The following is a 15253-nucleotide window of genomic DNA, read 5'->3' on the forward strand; positions in this document are numbered from 1 at the left end:
GGCGATGTCGCGGCAGCTGACGCTGGATCTGGGAACGGCCCCGGCGCTGGGGCGCAGCGACTTTCTGCCCGCCCCCGCCAATGCGCAGGCGCTGGCGCTGGTGGACCGGCCGCAGGACTGGCCGCAGGGCCGGCTGCTGCTGATCGGTCCCGAGGCTTCGGGCAAATCGCATATCGCGTCCTTCTGGGCCGCCGAACAGGGCGCGGTCCGCGTCTCTGCCGACCGGCTGCGCCCTGATCTGGTGGATGCCTTGACGCCCGAAGGCGGGGCGCTGGCGGTCGAGGGCGCCCACCGTGTCGCCGTGGCGGCGGGGGCAGAACAGGCGCTGTTCCACCTGTGGAACCTGTCGGCGGCGCGCGGGGCGCGGCTGCTGCTGACCGCGCGCACCCCGCCCCGCGACTGGGGGATCACGCTGCCCGACCTGGCCTCGCGCGTCGGGTCGGCGGCGGCGGTCAGGCTGGGATCGCCCGACGAGGGGCTGCTGGCCGCGGTGCTGATCAAGCTGCTGGCCGATCGGCAGCTTTATCCCGGTCCGGGCGTGGTCGAGGCGTTGGTGCGGCGGATGGATCGTGACCTTGGCCTGGCCCGCCGCCTCGTCGCCGAAATCGACCGCATGGCGCTGGCCGAAGGGCGCGCCGTGACGCGGCCGCTCGCCCTGAGGGCACTCGAGCGGCTTGAGGGGCCGCCGGGCCAGCCCTGCGCGCCCGATGTTTGACAAGCAGCGGGGCGGCAGGCCAAACCCGTGTTAACCCTTTGACCAGCCCATTCTTCGGATTCGATGACCCAGGCCGATTTCCTCAAGTCAGATTTTCCCGCGCCCCGCGACATGCCGGGGGGTGCGCCCGCTGGCCCTGAGCGGTTCTTCAACCGCGAGCTCAGCTGGCTGTCCTTCAACTGGCGGGTCCTGGACGAGGCGCGCAACCCGCGCGTGCCGCTGCTGGAACGGCTGCGCTTCCTGTCGATCTCGGCCACCAACCTCGACGAATTCTACACCGTGCGCGTCGCGGGCCTGCGCGAGCTGGTGCGCGAGGGAAGCGCGACCCCCTCGGATGACGGGCTGACCCCGGCCGAGCAGCTGTCGCTGGTCAATGCCGATGCCCGCCGCCTGATGGATGCCCAGCAGGCGGTCTGGAACCGCCTGCGCCGCGAGATGGAGGGCGAGGGCATCGTCATCCTGTCGCGCGGGCGCGTCACCCGCGCCGAGACGGCCTTTCTGCGCGATCATTTCATCAGCCAGGTCTTTCCGGTCCTCACCCCGCTGGCCATCGACCCGGCCCATCCCTTTCCCTTCATTCCTAATGCCGGCTTTTCGCTGGCGCTGGAGCTGGCGCGCGAATCGGACGGGCGGCAGATGCAGGCGCTGCTGCCGGTGCCGGCGCAGCTGAAACGCTTTGTCCCCCTGCCGGGGGGGCAGCGGTTCCTGCGGCTCGAGGATCTGCTGCTGATGCATCTGTCGCGGCTGTTCCCCGGCTATCGCCACATCGGCCACTGCACCTTCCGGGTGCTGCGCGACAGCGATCTCGAGGTCGAGGACGAGGCCGAGGATCTGGTGCGCGAGTTCGAGACGGCGCTGAAGCGCCGCCGCCGCGGCGAGGTCATCCGCCTGAAGATCACGGGCGGCGCGCCCGACCGGCTGCGCCGCGTCATCATGCACGAACTCGCCGTGGGCGCCGACGAGGTGGTCGAGGTCGAGGGCCTGCTGGGCATGGCCGATGTGCGCGAACTGGTGCTGGACAGCCGGCGCGACCTGCAATGGCCCGCCTTCACCCCGCGCGTGCCCGAACGGGTGCAGGATCACGACGGCGACATGTTCGCCGCGATCCGGCAAAAGGACATGCTGCTGCACCATCCTTATGAAACCTTCGACATGGTGATCCGCTTTCTGCAGCAGGCCGCGCGCGATCCGGACGTGCTGGCGATCAAGCAGACGCTGTATCGCACCAGCTGGGACAGCCCCGTTGTTTCCGCGCTGTGCGAGGCGGCCGAGGCGGGCAAGTCGGTCGTCGCGCTGGTCGAGCTGAAGGCGCGCTTTGACGAGGCCGCCAATATCCGCCAGTCGCGGCGGCTGGAACGGGCGGGCGCCCATGTGGTCTATGGCTTCGTGAACTACAAGACCCATGCGAAGATCTCGACCGTCGTGCGGCGCGAGGGCGATGCGCTGGTCACCTATACCCATTACGGCACGGGCAACTATCACCCGATCACCGCCCGCATCTATACCGACCTATCGCTGTTCACCTGTGACGCGCCACTGGGGCGCGATGCGGCCAAGGTGTTCAACTACCTGTCCGGCTATGTCCAGCCGGAGGGGCTGGAGAATCTCGCGATCAGCCCGATCGGCCTGAAATCGCGGCTGCTCGATCTGATCGGGCGCGAGGCCGAGCTCGCGCGCCGCGGCCGTCCGGCCGAGATATGGGCCAAGATGAACAGCCTGGTGGAGCGCGACGTGATCGACGCGCTGTATGCCGCCTCGGCCGCAGGGGTCAGGATCAACCTGGTCATTCGCGGGATCTGCGCCCTGCGGCCCGGCATTGCCGGATTGTCGGACAACATCCGGGTGAAATCCATCGTCGGCCGTTTTCTGGAACACAGCCGCATCGTCTGTTTCGGCAATGGGCACGGGCTGCCCTCGCGCAAGGCGCGGGTCTTTATCAGCTCCGCCGACTGGATGGACCGCAACCTGTCGCGCCGGGTCGAGACGCTGGTCGAATGCCTGAATGACACCGTCAAGGCGCAGATCACCAGCCAGATCATGGCCGCCAACATGGCCGACGAGGCGCAGAGCTGGATCCTGCAGCCCGATGGCCGCTATCTGCGCCATCTGCCCGAAGACCGGGACGACCTGTTCAACTGTCACCGCTTCTTCATGGAAAATCCCTCTCTTTCCGGGCGCGGCACGGCCGGGGCGGGGGATGTGCCCGCCCTGACCCACAGCCCCGACTGACCCGCCCCAGACCCGACCCAGAATGCCAAGGACCGGAGATTGCAGCCCATGAACCTCAGGACCACATCGGGAGACAAGGTCTCTCCCTTCGGGCAGGGGGGGCTGCCGGTCCGCTCGGCGCGCGAGCTGAGCCGGGTGGGCGTGGTTGACGTGGGGTCGAACTCGATCCGCATGGTGGTGTTCGACGGCGCGGCGCGCAGCCCGGCCTATTTCTATAACGAAAAGGTCATGGCGGGGCTGGGGCAGGGGCTTGCGACGACGGGCAGGCTGAATCCCGAGGGCGCGGCCCGCGGGATGGCCGCGCTCAAGCGATTTGCGGCGCTGGCGCGCGGCATGGGCATCGAGAAGATGACCTGCGTGGCCACAGCCGCAGTGCGCGAGGCCGAGGACGGACCCGCCTTCCACCGCGCGGTGGAAAAGGAAACCGGGCTTAAGCTGATCGTCATCGACGGCGAGGAAGAGGCGCGCCTGTCGGCGCAGGGCGTGCTGCTGGGCTGGCCGGACGCGCTGGGCCTGGTATGCGACATCGGCGGCAACTCGATGGAGGTTGCCGAGCTTGCCCGGCGCGAGGTGGGCCGGCGCGCGACATCGCCCCTTGGGCCCTTCCGGTTGCAGCAGGTCGAGGCCAAGGGCCTCAAACGCTATATCCAGAAGGAAGTCGAGCGGCTGGCCGATGTGGTCGGCACCGATCATGAACGGATCTATCTGGTGGGCGGCTCGTGGCGGGCCATCGCCCGGCTGGACATGGAACGCCGCGCCTATCCCATGACGGTGCTTCACGAATACCGCATGACGCCCGACGACGTGCTGGCCACCGTCAAGTGGATCGCCGAGGAAAACCTGTCCGACCTGAAGGCGCGCACGGGCATATCCTCAAGCCGGCTCGAACTGGTGCCCCTGGCGATGCAGGCGTTGCGCCAGGTGGTGCTGACCTTCGGCCCGTCCGAGATCGCCATCAGCTCCTACGGTATCCGCGAGGGGCTGCTGTATGAACAGATGCCCGACACGCTGCGCCGGCGCGATCCGCTGATCGAGGCGGCCCGCTTTACCGAACGGCAGATGGCCCGGATGCCGGGTTCGGGCAAGCGCCTGTTTCATTTCCTCGCCCCCCTGTTCGAGGGCGCCCCCCCCGAACGCGAACGCCTGATCCGTGCCGCCTGCCTGCTGCACGATACCAGCTGGCGCGCCCATCCCGATTACCGGGCCGAGGCCTGTTTCGACAACGTGACCCGGTCGAGCCTTGCGGCGCTGAGCCATCCTGAACGGGTGTTCGTCGGGCTGGCGCTGCTGCATCGCTACAAGAACAGCCGCGCAGGCTCTCCCATGGCGCCGCTGTTCACCCTGCTGACCGAGGACGACACTCGCGATGCCGAAACGCTGGGCAAGGCATTGCGCTTTGGCGCGATGTTTTCCATCGGCGATCCGGCCGAGGCGGGCAGGCTTCGACTGGACCGCGATGCGGGCACGCTGACGCTGACCCTGACGGCAAAGGGCCGCGACCTGATGGGCGAGGTCGCGGAGGCGCGCTTTCGGACATTGTGCAGCGCCTTGGGGGTGGCAGGGGTGGTCGCCTGAGGGCAGATGCCCCGCGGGGCCGTGCCAGGGGGGGCGGCGCGCACGGCCCGGGCCTAGCTGCTCTCAAGGCCGAGCCAGTCCTCGATCCTTTCCCATGTCCTGTCCATCGCCCAGGCCTTGGTGATGACGGGCAGTCCGATATGGCCATAGGCCAGCGACAGCTGCCATTCCGCCGCCAGTTCGCCCCGTCCCTCGATCCCCGCGACATATAGGGCCGAGGCCAGACCTGTGCGGTCCGCGCCGCCCAGGCAATGGATCAGCATCGGCTTGGGCGCATCCCGCATCACCGCCAGCAGCGATTCGATTTCCGGCTGGGTCAGCTCCTTCCGCGCCGACATGCGAAAATCGATATGGGTGATCCCCAGGCGGTCCGAGACCGCACGCTCGGCATCATACCAATCGGCCCCCCGGTTGGGACCGCGCAGATTGAGAACGCTGGTGATGCCGTGCTGTTCGTGCCAGCGGGCAAGCGTCTCTGCATCCATCTGGGCGGCGCGATAGACCTGGCCCGGACTGACCGTGTGGAAATTGCCCGAAAGATGAAGAAACGCCAGATAGGCCACGATGGCGATGATGACGGAAGCAACCGCCAGGATGACTGACTTCACGCTGATCGCCATGGCGCCCCCGCAGCCCGCTCGCCTGCTTATACAAGCGCGCGCAAGGGCTGCCAATCAGGGGACGCGCGGGCAGGAGGCGGCGCCTTGCCGCCCGGCCCGCCCGCCCGACGGGCCAGTGCGGCCCCCCAGGGCGCCTGCAATGGCCCGGGATCGCCGGGCAAGGAGAGCAGCTTTATCGGGGCCGAGAAACGACCTGGCCAAGGATGATCCGCGCCGGCGCGGTGCGCCATGGCAAGGCAGCGGCCATCCAGGGCAGGGCGCAGGCGCAAACAGGCTTTGCGCCTGCCTGCACCGGCGCGCCTGGCCGGCAAGGGGCATGGGGGGGCGGGGGACAGGCATGTTTCGCGCCTGTGATTGCGCGCCTGCCCGGCAGCCCTGCTGCCGTGACGCGGGATGCAAGGGTCAGTGGCGGGAAAGGCCGGGCCGGATCATTCCCATTCGATGGTGCCGGGCGGCTTGGACGTGATGTCATAGGTCACGCGGTTGATGCCGTCTACCTCGCCCACGATCCGGGTGGCCGTCTCGCTGAGGAACTCATGCGTGAAGGGGTAATAGTCGGCCGTCATCCCGTCCACGCTGGTAACGGCCCGCAGGGCGCAGGCAAAATCATAGGTGCGCCCGTCGCCCATCACGCCGACGGTGCGGACCGGCAGAATGGCCACGAAGGCCTGCCAGATCTCGTCATACAGCCCGTGCCTGCGGATCTGGTCGATGAAGACGGCATCCGCCTTGCGCAAGATGTCCAGCTTTTCGCGGGTGATCTCGCCCGGGCAGCGGATGGCAAGGCCGGGGCCAGGGAAGGGGTGGCGGCCGATGAAGCGTTCGGGCAGCCCCAGTTCGCGCCCCAGGGCCCGGACCTCGTCCTTGAACAGCTCGCGCAGCGGCTCGACCAGTTTCAGGCCCATCTTCTCAGGCAGCCCGCCGACATTGTGATGGCTCTTGATCGTGACCGAGGGGCCGCCGGTGAAGCTGACCGATTCGATCACGTCGGGATAAAGCGTGCCCTGCGCGAGGAACTCGGCCCCCCCGACCGCGGCCGCATGTTTCTGGAACACGTCGATGAACAGCCGGCCGATGGTCTTGCGCTTGACCTCGGGATCGCTGACCCCGTCCAGCGCGCCCAGGAACAGCTCGGATTCGTCGGCATGGACCAAGGGGATGTTGTAATGGTCGCGGAACATCGTCACGACCTCGTCGGCCTCGCCCTGGCGCAGCAGGCCGTGATCGACAAACACGCATGTCAGCTGCGCGCCGATCGCCTCGTGGATCAGCACCGCCGCGACCGAACTGTCCACCCCGCCCGACAGCCCGCAGATGACCTTGCCATCCCCGACCTGTTCGCGGATGCGGCGGATCGCCTCGTCCCGATAGCCCGCCATTGTCCAGTCGCCGGTAAAGCCGGCCAGCCTGACAAAGTTTTCCAGCATCCGGCGGCCATTCGGGGTGTGATGCACCTCGGGGTGGAACTGGACGGCATAGAATCGCCGCGCCTCGTCCGCGATCATGGCGAAGGGCGCGTTCGGCGAGGTGCCGATGACCTCGAACCCCGGCGCAAGGCGTGTCACGCGGTCGCCATGGCTCATCCAGACTTCTTCGCGGCCGGCGGCGAAAAGGCCGGCGAACATGCCGTCCCCGCCATGGCCGGGCGCCGGTTCGACAAAGGCGCGGCCGTATTCGGCATGGTGGCCCGCCTCGACCTGGCCGCCAAGCTGGGCCATCATCGTCTGCTGGCCATAGCAGATGCCCAGCACCGGAACCCCAAGCTCGAACAGCGCCTGGGGGGCGCGGGGGCTGCCCGCGCGGGTGACGCTGTCGGGGCCGCCCGACAGGATCACCGCCTGCGGCGGATCGGCGCGCAGGCCGGCCTCGCCGACGGCCTGATAGGGCTTGATTTCGCAAAAGACGTTCAGCTCGCGCAGGCGCCGCGCAATCAGCTGCGTGACCTGGGAGCCGAAATCGATGATGAGCAGGCGCTGGTGCTGGGTCATGCCCGCGCTTTAGGGCGGCGCGCCCGGCTGGGCAAGCCGGGCAACGCAAGGCAGGCGCCCTGCGGTGCCAAAAAGACGGCAGAACCCTGCGGGCCAACGGGTCAGCCGCCCTTGGCGGAGCTGGGTCGGGCAGGGGGCGGGTGCGCCCGCCGTCAGCCCCACAGGGCCGACAGCGCGGCCGATGGATTTTCGGCCGACCAGATCTCGGCCCCGATGGCGATGAAATCGGCGGTCGGCCACAGGGCGCGGATGGTCGCGGCGTCAAGCGCGCCTTCGGCGACGACGGGCACCTCGATCATCTCGGACCACCAGGCGAACAGGTCGAGCGGCGCGCTCTCTCCTGTCCCGAGGAGGGAGGGGCCGCAGGGGCCGAAGCTGACATAATCCGCCCCTGCCTCGCCGGCGTTCAGCCCCTCATGGCGCGAGGCCCCGCCAAAGGCGCCCACGATCGCATCCGTGCCCAGTTCCTTGCGGGCAAAGCGCACCGCGCGCGCGCCGTTGGTCAGGTGAACGCCGTCAAGGCCGTGGCGGCTGGCCAAGGCGACGTGATCCTCGATCACCACGGCGACATCGCGCGCATGGGCCAGCTCGCGCGCAAGGTCGGCGATGCGGGCCAGTTCCGATTCCTCGCCCGCGCCGGGCAGGCGAAGGCAGGCGACCGGATGGGCGTCGAGCACCGGCGCCAGCAGCGGCTCAAGCTGCGAGGCCGCGATCCGTGCAGGGGCGATCAGGTAAAGCTGCGGCGCGTCGTCCTGGGGCATGGCGATCTCCTGCGGATGCGGCTGGCGGGGTGGCGGATGGGGCAGGGGGATAGCGCAGGCCGGACGGCGCGGAAAGGGGCACTTGCCGCGCCGCCGCCCCGGCGCTAGGGCGCGGGGCATGAGCGATCCGATCCAGCCGCCCGCAGACCCTGCCGCCCCCCAGCCCGCCGCCCGGCCCGCGGGCCCCCAGCCCGCCGTGATCCTCGTCCGCCCGCAGATGGGCGAGAACATCGGCGCGGCAGCGCGGGCGATGCTGAACTTCGGCCTGACCGACATGCGCCTCGTCGCGCCGCGGGACGGCTGGCCCAACCCGAGGGCCGTGGCGATGGCGTCAGGCGCGGCAGGGCAGGTGCTGGACCGTGCCCGCGTCTTTGCGACCCTGGCCGAGGCGCTGGGCGACATCGACCGCGCCTACGCCACCACAGCGCGCGGGCGCGAGCTGACCAAGCCGGTCCATACCCCTGCCGCGGCGATGGCCGAGGCGCGCGGCCTTGTCGCCGCGGGCAGCCGTGTGGCGCTGGTCTTCGGGCCGGAACGGGCGGGGCTTGAAAACGACGACATCGCGCGGGCCTCGGCCATCGTGACCGTGCCGGTCAATCCCGATTTCCCGTCGCTGAACCTTGCGCAGGCGGTGCTGCTGCTGGGTTATGAATGGGGGCGCGAGGCGCTGCCCCCCCAGCCCGCCCCTGCCGGCCGCCGCCCCCCTGGCGAGACGCCCGCCACGCTGCTGGAAATCGAGCGGCTGGGCGATCACTGGGAGGAAAAGCTGACGGCTGCACGTTTCTTCTTTCCGCCCGAAAAGGCCGGGCCGATGCGACTGACCCTGCGCAACCTGTGGTCGCGCCTGCCGCTGACCCGCGCGGATGTGCAGATCCTGCACGGAATGCTGCGCCAGCTGACATGGGCCGGGCCACAGCCTGCCCAAGGCGAGGACATGCCCCCGCGCGATTGACCTTTGCCACCGCCGGGGCCACTGTCCCGGCCGCACAGGCAAGGGGAAGATCATGGCCAAGCGTCCCGTCTTTCAAGAGATGTCCGCAGCGGCGCCCATCACCGCTGCTCCGCCCGGCAGCCTGATCGACGCCGCCCCGCGCGGCGCGCGGCGCGCGATCCGCGCTTGGCTGATCGTGCTGTTCATCATGGTCGCGGCGATGATCGCGCTGGGCGGGGCCACGCGGCTGACCGGATCGGGCCTGTCGATCACCGAATGGAAGCCGGTCGTCGGCACGCTGCCCCCGCGCGATGACGCCGCCTGGCAGGCCGAATTCGCCAAATATCAGCAGATACCGCAGTTCCGCGAGGAAAACCCGACGATGGACCTTGCCGGGTTCAAGCGGATCTACTGGTGGGAATGGTCGCACCGGCTGCTGGGGCGGCTGGTCGGGCTGGTCTGGGCGCTGGGTTTCGCCGCCTTCGCGCTGACCCGCCGCATCCCCCCGGATGGACGGGGCGGCTGCTGGGAATCGGCGCGCTCGGCGGGTTGCAGGGGGCAGTCGGCTGGTGGATGGTCCATTCGGGCCTGCAGCCGGGCATGACCGCGGTCGCTTCATACCGGCTGGCGGTGCATCTGGGGCTGGGCTTTGCGATCCTGGGCACCATCGCCTGGCTCGCCCTGTCCCTGTCGCGCCCCGAAGCGGCCCTGCTGCGCGCCCGCCGCGCCGGAGAGCCGAAGCTTTTTTCCATGGCGACGGGCCTGATGCACCTGGCCTTCGTGCAGATCCTGCTGGGGGCGCTGGTCGCGGGGATTGATGCGGGGCGTCAATATACGGGCTGGCCGCGCATGGGCGGGGAATGGATCCCGCAGGCGATCTGGGACGCATCGCTCGGCTGGCGCAACTTTTTCGAAAACCCCGCGACGGTGCAGTTCACCCACCGCATGGTTGCCTATGTGCTGACGGCCTTTGCACTGGTGGTCTGGGCGCGCTCGCGCCGCTCGCCCCATCCGGTGACGCGGGGGGCCTTCACGGCGATGATCTGCGCCGTCGCCTTTCAGGTGATGCTGGGCATCGCCACCGTCATGCACGGCGCGCCCTTGCCCGAGGCGCTGAGCCATCAGCTTGGCGCGGTGCTGCTGTTCGTGCTGGTCATCCGCGCCCGCCACCATGCCCGCTATCCTTATGAAACCAGCGTCCGGGGGACCATCCGATGACCACAGCTGCAGCCGACACCGCCATGAATGCGCTGATCGCCTTTCAGCGCCAGACCGAGGCGCTGTCTGCGGTGGCCGAGCGTCTGTCTTGGGACCAGGAAACGGTGATGCCGCGCGGCGCCGCCGAACAGCGCGCCGAGGAAATGGGGGCCATGGAATCGGTGCTGCATGAGCGGCGCACCGATCCGCGCATCGGCGAATGGCTCGACGCCGCCGTGGCCCAGACCCCCGCCGAGGAACGCACGCTGGTGCTGGTGGCGCGCGAATTCGGCCGCGCCTCGGCGATTCCTGCCGATCTGGCGGCCGAACTGGCTCGCCAGACGAGCCTGTCGCACGGCATCTGGGCCGCGGCCCGCGCCGCCGATGCGCCGCAGGATTTCCTGCCCACGCTGCACCAGATCGTCCTGCTCAAGCAGGACGAGGCGAATGCCCTTGTCGCGGCCGGCTTCGGCGGCGGCGATCCCTATGACGCGCTGCTGGACGATTACGAACCGGGCGCCACCCAGGCCGAGCTTGCAGCCCTGTTCGCTGCCATGCGCCCGCGCCTTGTTGCCCTGCGCGAGGATGTTCTTGGGGCCCCCGACCAGCCCCGCCCGCTGGACAGCCGCATCGCGCAGGAAGCGCAGCTGCGCCTGGCGCGCGCCTGCGCCGCCGCCTTCGGCTATGACTGGACGCGCGGGCGCATGGATCTGGCGGTGCATCCGTTTTCCTCGGGCCGCTGGCAGGACAGCCGCATCACCACGCGGGTGATCGAGGCCGAGCCGCTCAATTGCATCTATTCGACCATCCACGAGGTCGGCCATTCCAGCTATGAGCTGGGCATCGATCCCGACTATGCCTTCACCCCCCTGGGCCGGGGCGTGTCGATGGGCGTGCATGAAAGCCAGTCGCGCATCTATGAAAACCAGATGGGGCGGGGGCGCGCCTTCACCGGCTGGCTGTTCCAGCGCATGCAGGACATGGCGGGCGATCTGCCCGCCCCCGACGCGGATGCCTTCTACCGCAGCGTCAACCGAGTGACGCCCGGCCATATCCGGACCGAATCGGACGAGGTGCAATACAACCTGCACATCATGATGCGCTTCGATCTCGAACGCGATCTCATCTCGGGCAAGCTCTCCACCGATGATCTGGAGGAGGCATGGAATGCACGCTTCCTCAAGGATTTCGGCGTGGCGGTGGACCGCCCTGCAAACGGGATGCTGCAGGATGTCCACTGGTCGGCGGGGCTGTTCGGCTATTTCCCGACCTATGCGCTGGGCAATGTCTATGCCGGCTGCCTGAACCTGGCGATGCGGGCGGCAGTGCCCGATCTCGACGAAAGCCTCGGCCGCGGCGAGGCCGCGCCGGGCGTGGAATGGCTGCGCGAGAACCTGCAGCGCCATGGCGGCCTTCATGAGCCGCGCGCCCTGATCGAGCGCGCCGCCGGCGCGCCCGTCACGCCCGAGCCGCTGCTGGACTATCTCGAGGACAAGTTCGCCGCGATCTACCGCCTCTAGGCGCCCGCGCCCCTCACAGCCCCAGTTCGGCCATGATCCGGTCGGCCTCGGCGCCGCAGGGTGCCAAGGCCGAACGATCCTCGCCGGGAAAGAAGCGTGCGCGTAGGGCGGTCGCCATCGGCCGGGGCGCGGCGATGTGGATGCGCGGCCCGATGCGGGCATTTTCGGCCTGCCAGCTGCGCGCAAAGGCGATCTGCGCCGCCTTGGTCGCGCCATAGGCGCCGAAGAACGGCTGGCCGGCCCGCGGATCGTCAAGGAACAGCGCCGCGCCCTGGCGGGCGCGCAGCAGCGGCTCGATCAGCACCGAAAGACCGTGGGTGGCCGCAATATTGACGGCGATGCTGCGTTCCATGTCCTTGGGATCGACATGGGGGGGCGGCGACAGGGGCGCGGCATGGATCGCGGCATGAACCCACAGGTCGCAGCCGCCCCAGCGGTCGAACACGGCACGGGTCAGCTGGATCATCGCCTCGGGGCTGGCGACATCCATGGGCGCCAGCGTCGCCTCGCCCCCGCTGGCACGGATTCGGTCGTCCAGCTCCTCAAGGCCGCCCACGGTGCGGGCCACGGCGACGATGTGATGGCCGCGCCCGGCCAAGCGTTCGGCAATGGCGCTGCCCAGCCCGCGCGAGGCCCCGGTGACAATGGCAAGCTTGTGGTCGGTCATGGCTGTCCCCCGTCCTTCAGGCGGGATTGCCACTGCCGCCGCGGGCGCGCAAGGCCGCATCGCGGCCCGGCCGCCAGGGGGCCTTGCCCCCGCGCGTTCCGCGCCCCCCCAGGATATTTCAGTGCAGAAGAATTCACGCCCTGAGGGTCTTTCTTCTGCACCCAAATATCCCACGGGGGTCCGGGGGTGTGAAACCCCTGGTCACGGCGGCGAAGCAAGGCGGGCGCTCGCCGGGGCACCCCTGCGCGCGCCAGCTCTGCGCCTCAGACGTTCAGCAGCAGGTGTTCGCGTTCCCAGGGGCTGATGACCTGAAGGAATTCCTTGTACTCGTTGCGCTTGACGGATTCGTAAACGGCCACGAACTCGGTCCCCAGCACATCGCGCATCGCCTCGCTGGCGGCCATTTCGTCCAAGGCGTCGCCCAGATTGGTGGGCAGCTCGTCATCGGACATATAAGCATCGCCCAGGCATTCGGCGCGCGGCATCTGGCCCTGGACAAGCCCCAGATAACCCGTCGCCAGCGATGCCGCGAGGCCGAGATAGGGGTTGCAATCCATGCCCGCCAGACGGTTTTCCACGCGCCGCGCCTCGGGGCCGGAAATCGGCACCCGCAGGCCCGTGGTGCGGTTGTCGCGCCCCCATTCGAGGTTGATGGGCGCGGCAAAGTCGGGGACATAGCGGCGATAGCTGTTCACATAGGGCGCCAGCAGGGCGACGGCGGCGGGCAGGTGGGTCTGCATCCCGGCGATGAAATGCAGGAAGGCCGGCGTCTCGCGCCCCTCGTCGTCCGAGAACAGGTTGCGCCCCGTCGCGGCGTCCACCACCGAATGGTGGATATGCATGGCGCTGCCCGGCTCGCCCTCGATCGGCTTGGCCATGAATGTGGCGAAACAGTCATGGCGCAGCGCCGCCTCGCGGATCAGGCGCTTGAAGAAGAAGATCTCGTCCGCCAGCCGCACCGGGTCGCCATGCGCCAGGTTGATCTCGACCTGGCCCGCGCCGCCTTCCTGCAGGATGCCGTCGATCTCGAAGCCCTGCGCCTCGGCGAAGTCGTAGATATCGTCGATGACCTTGCCGTATTCGTCCACCGCCGACAGCGAATAGGCCTGCTTGGCGGCGGCGCGGCGGCCCGATCGGCCCATGGGGGGCTGGATCGGCTGGTTGGGATCGATGTTGCGGGCGACGAGGAAGAATTCCATCTCGGGCGCCACGATCGGGCGCCAGCCGCGCTCGGCGTAAAGCGACACGACCCGCCTGAGGACATTGCGCGGCGCGGCCGCGACCGGATTGCCCTGCTGGTCGAAGGCGTCGTGGATGACCTGCAGCGTCACATCCGCCGTCCAGGGCGCCGCCGTCGCCGTCGAGAAATCGGGCACCAGGATCATGTCCGGTTCGGTGAAGGCGCCCGAGGGATTGTCGGCCCATTCCCCGGTGATCGTCTGCAGGAAGATCGAGTTGGGCAGGAAAAAGCTTTCCTGCCGCGCGAACTTGGAGGCGGGCATCGCCTTGCCGCGGGCGACGCCCGCGATGTCGGACACGATGCACTCGACCTCGTCGAGCCTGCGCCCCTCGACATAGTCGCGGGCGGCCTGGGGCAGGCGGGTCAGCCAGTCGGACATGGGATCTTTCTGCCGGACGGGCCGGCTTTCCATTCGGGTTGCTCGGGGGCGGGGACATGTGCGGCCAGCGGGTTCTCCGCGGCGGCAAGCGCCGCGATCACGCCCAGCCGGTCGGCCTCGGATCGGTTCTGGCTGGCCTTCCACTTGGCCGTGATGCGCGCCAGCGGCAGTTCCAGCCCCACGATCCCGCGCAGCTGCGCCGCCACGAAGGCGCCGGGCGCGTCCGATACCGCCCAGGGCGCCGGCATCGCCCCCTCGTGCCGGTCCGTCAGGGCGCCGACCTGCCCCCTCAGCCATGCGGGGTCGTCGATGACCCAGGGCACCGCCCGGACCTGCAGGACAAGATAGTTCCAGGTCGGCACCACCCGGCCATGGTCCCGCTTGGACGCATGCCAGGACGGAGAGATGCAGCTCTGCGGGCCCTGAAAGACCGCCAGAACCTCACGCCCCTCTGCCTCGGCCGCGCGCAACTGTTCGACCTGCGGATTGGCCAGGGCAAGATGCGCCTGCAGCACCCTGCCGGCGCGGATCATCGGGACGGGATCGGCCAGCGGCCCGTCCGGTCCGGCTGTCACCAGCAGGGCCAGCGGGCAGGCATCGATCAGCGCCTCGTGAGCCTCTGGCCGGTCCTCGCGGAAGGCGGGCGGGACATACATCAGGCGGCGCCTTCGGGGCTGGCGGCGGCAGGCATGCCGGCGCGGGGCTGGCGGAAGAACGCCTCGATCCGGTCGGCCAGGCTGTCGGGGCGGGCCGATCCGCGCTGTTGCCTGGCGCCCTCGATCAGGGCCTGGGGCACGGCGCTGCCGCGATGTTCGATCAGCCCGTCGATGAAGGCGTCGGAAAATTCGGGGTGGGCCTGCACGGTGAAGGCGCGATCCCCATAGATCAGCGCCGCATTGCTGCAAAAGGCGTTGGCGCCGACGACCTCTGCCCCCGGCGGCAAGCCCACGACCTGATCCTGATGCCAGGCATTCAGCGTCACAGCCTGGCCGGAAAAGTCGTATTCCTGCGGCCCGACCGCCCATCCGCCGGCAAACCGCTCGACCCGCCCGCCAAGCGCCTGTGCAACGATCTGGTGGCCAAAGCAGATGCCGACGATCGGCACCCCCGCGTCATGGGCACGGCGGATGAAATCGGTCAGCGGCGGGATGAAGGCGTGATCCTCATAGACGCCGTGGCGCGATCCGGTGATCAGCCAACCGTCGGCGTCATGCACATCGCCCGGAAACACCATCGATTCGACGTGATAGCTGTCGAAGTCGAACTCGCGATTGGCCAGCAGGCGCCGGAACATGTCATCGTAATCGCCATGTTCAGCCCGCAGCGCCTCGGGCGACTGGCCGCATTTGAGGATGCCGATCCGCATCGTTTGTCCCTGGTTGCCCCGTCGGCCCGCAAGGTAGGCGCGCGGGCCGCGCCCCTGCAAGGGGG

The 15253-nt window shown here is 69.0% G+C and carries 12 protein-coding genes and 1 pseudogene; 6 read left to right on the forward strand and 7 right to left on the reverse strand.

Annotated elements, in window-relative coordinates; genetic code table 11:
- Positions 1 to 4: 4 nt before the first annotated feature.
- The 3 genes from B0A89_RS10615 (at position 5) to B0A89_RS10625 (ending at position 4519) form a co-directional block, all read left to right on the forward strand.
- Positions 5 to 715 (forward strand): AAA family ATPase, encoded by a 711-nt coding sequence (locus B0A89_RS10615; RefSeq protein ID WP_085378130.1) that lies wholly within the window; start codon positions 5 to 7, stop codon positions 713 to 715.
- A gap of 63 nt (positions 716 to 778) precedes the next feature.
- Complete coding sequence (locus B0A89_RS10620) at positions 779 to 2944, forward strand: RNA degradosome polyphosphate kinase (RefSeq protein ID WP_085378131.1); 2166 nt, start codon at positions 779 to 781, stop codon at positions 2942 to 2944.
- A gap of 48 nt (positions 2945 to 2992) precedes the next feature.
- Entirely contained in the window at positions 2993 to 4519 is a 1527-nt protein-coding gene (locus tag B0A89_RS10625; protein WP_085378132.1) for a Ppx/GppA family phosphatase, read from the forward strand.
- Between the two features lie 53 nt (positions 4520 to 4572).
- Here the strand turns inward: B0A89_RS10625 and B0A89_RS10630 are convergent, their stop codons facing one another.
- The 3 genes from B0A89_RS10630 to B0A89_RS10640 form a co-directional block, all read right to left on the reverse strand.
- Positions 4573 to 5139, reverse strand: a complete 567-nt coding sequence (locus B0A89_RS10630) for a tyrosine-protein phosphatase (protein WP_085378133.1) — start codon at positions 5137 to 5139, stop codon at positions 4573 to 4575.
- Positions 5140 to 5567: 428 nt separating this feature from the next.
- Positions 5568 to 7127, reverse strand: coding sequence for a glutamine-hydrolyzing GMP synthase (gene guaA, locus B0A89_RS10635; protein WP_085378134.1), 1560 nt, complete (start codon positions 7125 to 7127; stop codon positions 5568 to 5570).
- 152 nt (positions 7128 to 7279) lie between these two features.
- The gene (locus B0A89_RS10640) at positions 7280 to 7888 is read right to left on the reverse strand and encodes a thiamine phosphate synthase (RefSeq protein ID WP_085378135.1); all 609 of its coding nucleotides are present in this window, start codon (positions 7886 to 7888) and stop codon (positions 7280 to 7282) included.
- 217 nt (positions 7889 to 8105) lie between these two features.
- On the opposite strand from B0A89_RS10640, the gene B0A89_RS10645 reads away from it, so the two are divergent.
- From B0A89_RS10645 to B0A89_RS10655, 3 genes and pseudogenes are all read left to right on the forward strand, one after another.
- Positions 8106 to 8840 carry an RNA methyltransferase gene (locus B0A89_RS10645; RefSeq protein WP_240558701.1) on the forward strand — a complete coding sequence of 245 codons (735 nt, stop codon included), beginning with the start codon at positions 8106 to 8108 and terminating at the stop codon, positions 8838 to 8840.
- A 52-nt stretch (positions 8841 to 8892) separates the two neighbouring features.
- A pseudogene (ctaA, locus tag B0A89_RS10650) lies at positions 8893 to 10037 on the forward strand (heme A synthase).
- Positions 10034 to 11536 (forward strand): carboxypeptidase M32, encoded by a 1503-nt coding sequence (locus B0A89_RS10655; RefSeq protein WP_085378137.1) that lies wholly within the window; start codon positions 10034 to 10036, stop codon positions 11534 to 11536. Before ctaA ends, B0A89_RS10655 begins: the two are co-directional and overlap by 4 nt.
- Positions 11537 to 11549: 13 nt before the next feature.
- Here the strand turns inward: B0A89_RS10655 and B0A89_RS10660 are convergent, their stop codons facing one another.
- The 4 genes from B0A89_RS10660 to B0A89_RS10675 all read right to left on the reverse strand — a co-directional run bounded on the left by B0A89_RS10660 (position 11550) and on the right by B0A89_RS10675 (position 15188).
- Entirely contained in the window at positions 11550 to 12203 is a 654-nt protein-coding gene (locus B0A89_RS10660) for an SDR family NAD(P)-dependent oxidoreductase (RefSeq protein WP_085378138.1), read from the reverse strand.
- A 263-nt stretch (positions 12204 to 12466) separates the two neighbouring features.
- Positions 12467 to 13822: a glutamine synthetase family protein gene (locus B0A89_RS10665; protein WP_085378139.1), complete on the reverse strand. Its 1356-nt coding sequence runs from the start codon at positions 13820 to 13822 to the stop codon at positions 12467 to 12469.
- A complete protein-coding gene (locus tag B0A89_RS10670) occupies positions 13807 to 14478 on the reverse strand; it encodes an FMN-binding negative transcriptional regulator (RefSeq protein ID WP_085378140.1) in 672 nt (223 codons plus the stop codon). Before B0A89_RS10670 ends, B0A89_RS10665 begins: the two co-directional genes overlap by 16 nt.
- Positions 14478 to 15188, reverse strand: a complete 711-nt coding sequence (locus B0A89_RS10675; protein WP_085378141.1) for a type 1 glutamine amidotransferase — start codon at positions 15186 to 15188, stop codon at positions 14478 to 14480. Before B0A89_RS10675 ends, B0A89_RS10670 begins: the two co-directional genes overlap by 1 nt.
- Positions 15189 to 15253: the final 65 nt, after the last annotated feature.

The organism is Paracoccus contaminans, assembly GCF_002105555.1.
In the GTDB taxonomy this organism is placed as follows: Bacteria; Pseudomonadota; Alphaproteobacteria; order Rhodobacterales; family Rhodobacteraceae; genus Paracoccus; species Paracoccus contaminans.

What these genes read in the sequence shown, in the direction of transcription:
- B0A89_RS10615 (WP_085378130.1), top strand. Translation starts at nt 5, where the DNA reads ATGTCGCGGCAGCTGACGCTGGATCTGGGAACGGCCCCGGCGCTGGGG.
- B0A89_RS10620 (WP_085378131.1), top strand. Translation starts at nt 779, where the DNA reads ATGACCCAGGCCGATTTCCTCAAGTCAGATTTTCCCGCGCCCCGCGAC.
- B0A89_RS10625 (WP_085378132.1), top strand. Translation starts at nt 2,993, where the DNA reads ATGAACCTCAGGACCACATCGGGAGACAAGGTCTCTCCCTTCGGGCAG.
- B0A89_RS10630 (WP_085378133.1), bottom strand. Translation starts at nt 5,139, where the DNA reads ATGGCGATCAGCGTGAAGTCAGTCATCCTGGCGGTTGCTTCCGTCATC.
- guaA (WP_085378134.1), bottom strand. Translation starts at nt 7,127, where the DNA reads ATGACCCAGCACCAGCGCCTGCTCATCATCGATTTCGGCTCCCAGGTC.
- B0A89_RS10640 (WP_085378135.1), bottom strand. Translation starts at nt 7,888, where the DNA reads ATGCCCCAGGACGACGCGCCGCAGCTTTACCTGATCGCCCCTGCACGG.
- B0A89_RS10645 (WP_240558701.1), top strand. Translation starts at nt 8,106, where the DNA reads ATGGGCGAGAACATCGGCGCGGCAGCGCGGGCGATGCTGAACTTCGGC.
- B0A89_RS10655 (WP_085378137.1), top strand. Translation starts at nt 10,034, where the DNA reads ATGACCACAGCTGCAGCCGACACCGCCATGAATGCGCTGATCGCCTTT.
- B0A89_RS10660 (WP_085378138.1), bottom strand. Translation starts at nt 12,203, where the DNA reads ATGACCGACCACAAGCTTGCCATTGTCACCGGGGCCTCGCGCGGGCTG.
- B0A89_RS10665 (WP_085378139.1), bottom strand. Translation starts at nt 13,822, where the DNA reads ATGTCCGACTGGCTGACCCGCCTGCCCCAGGCCGCCCGCGACTATGTC.
- B0A89_RS10670 (WP_085378140.1), bottom strand. Translation starts at nt 14,478, where the DNA reads ATGTATGTCCCGCCCGCCTTCCGCGAGGACCGGCCAGAGGCTCACGAG.
- B0A89_RS10675 (WP_085378141.1), bottom strand. Translation starts at nt 15,188, where the DNA reads ATGCGGATCGGCATCCTCAAATGCGGCCAGTCGCCCGAGGCGCTGCGG.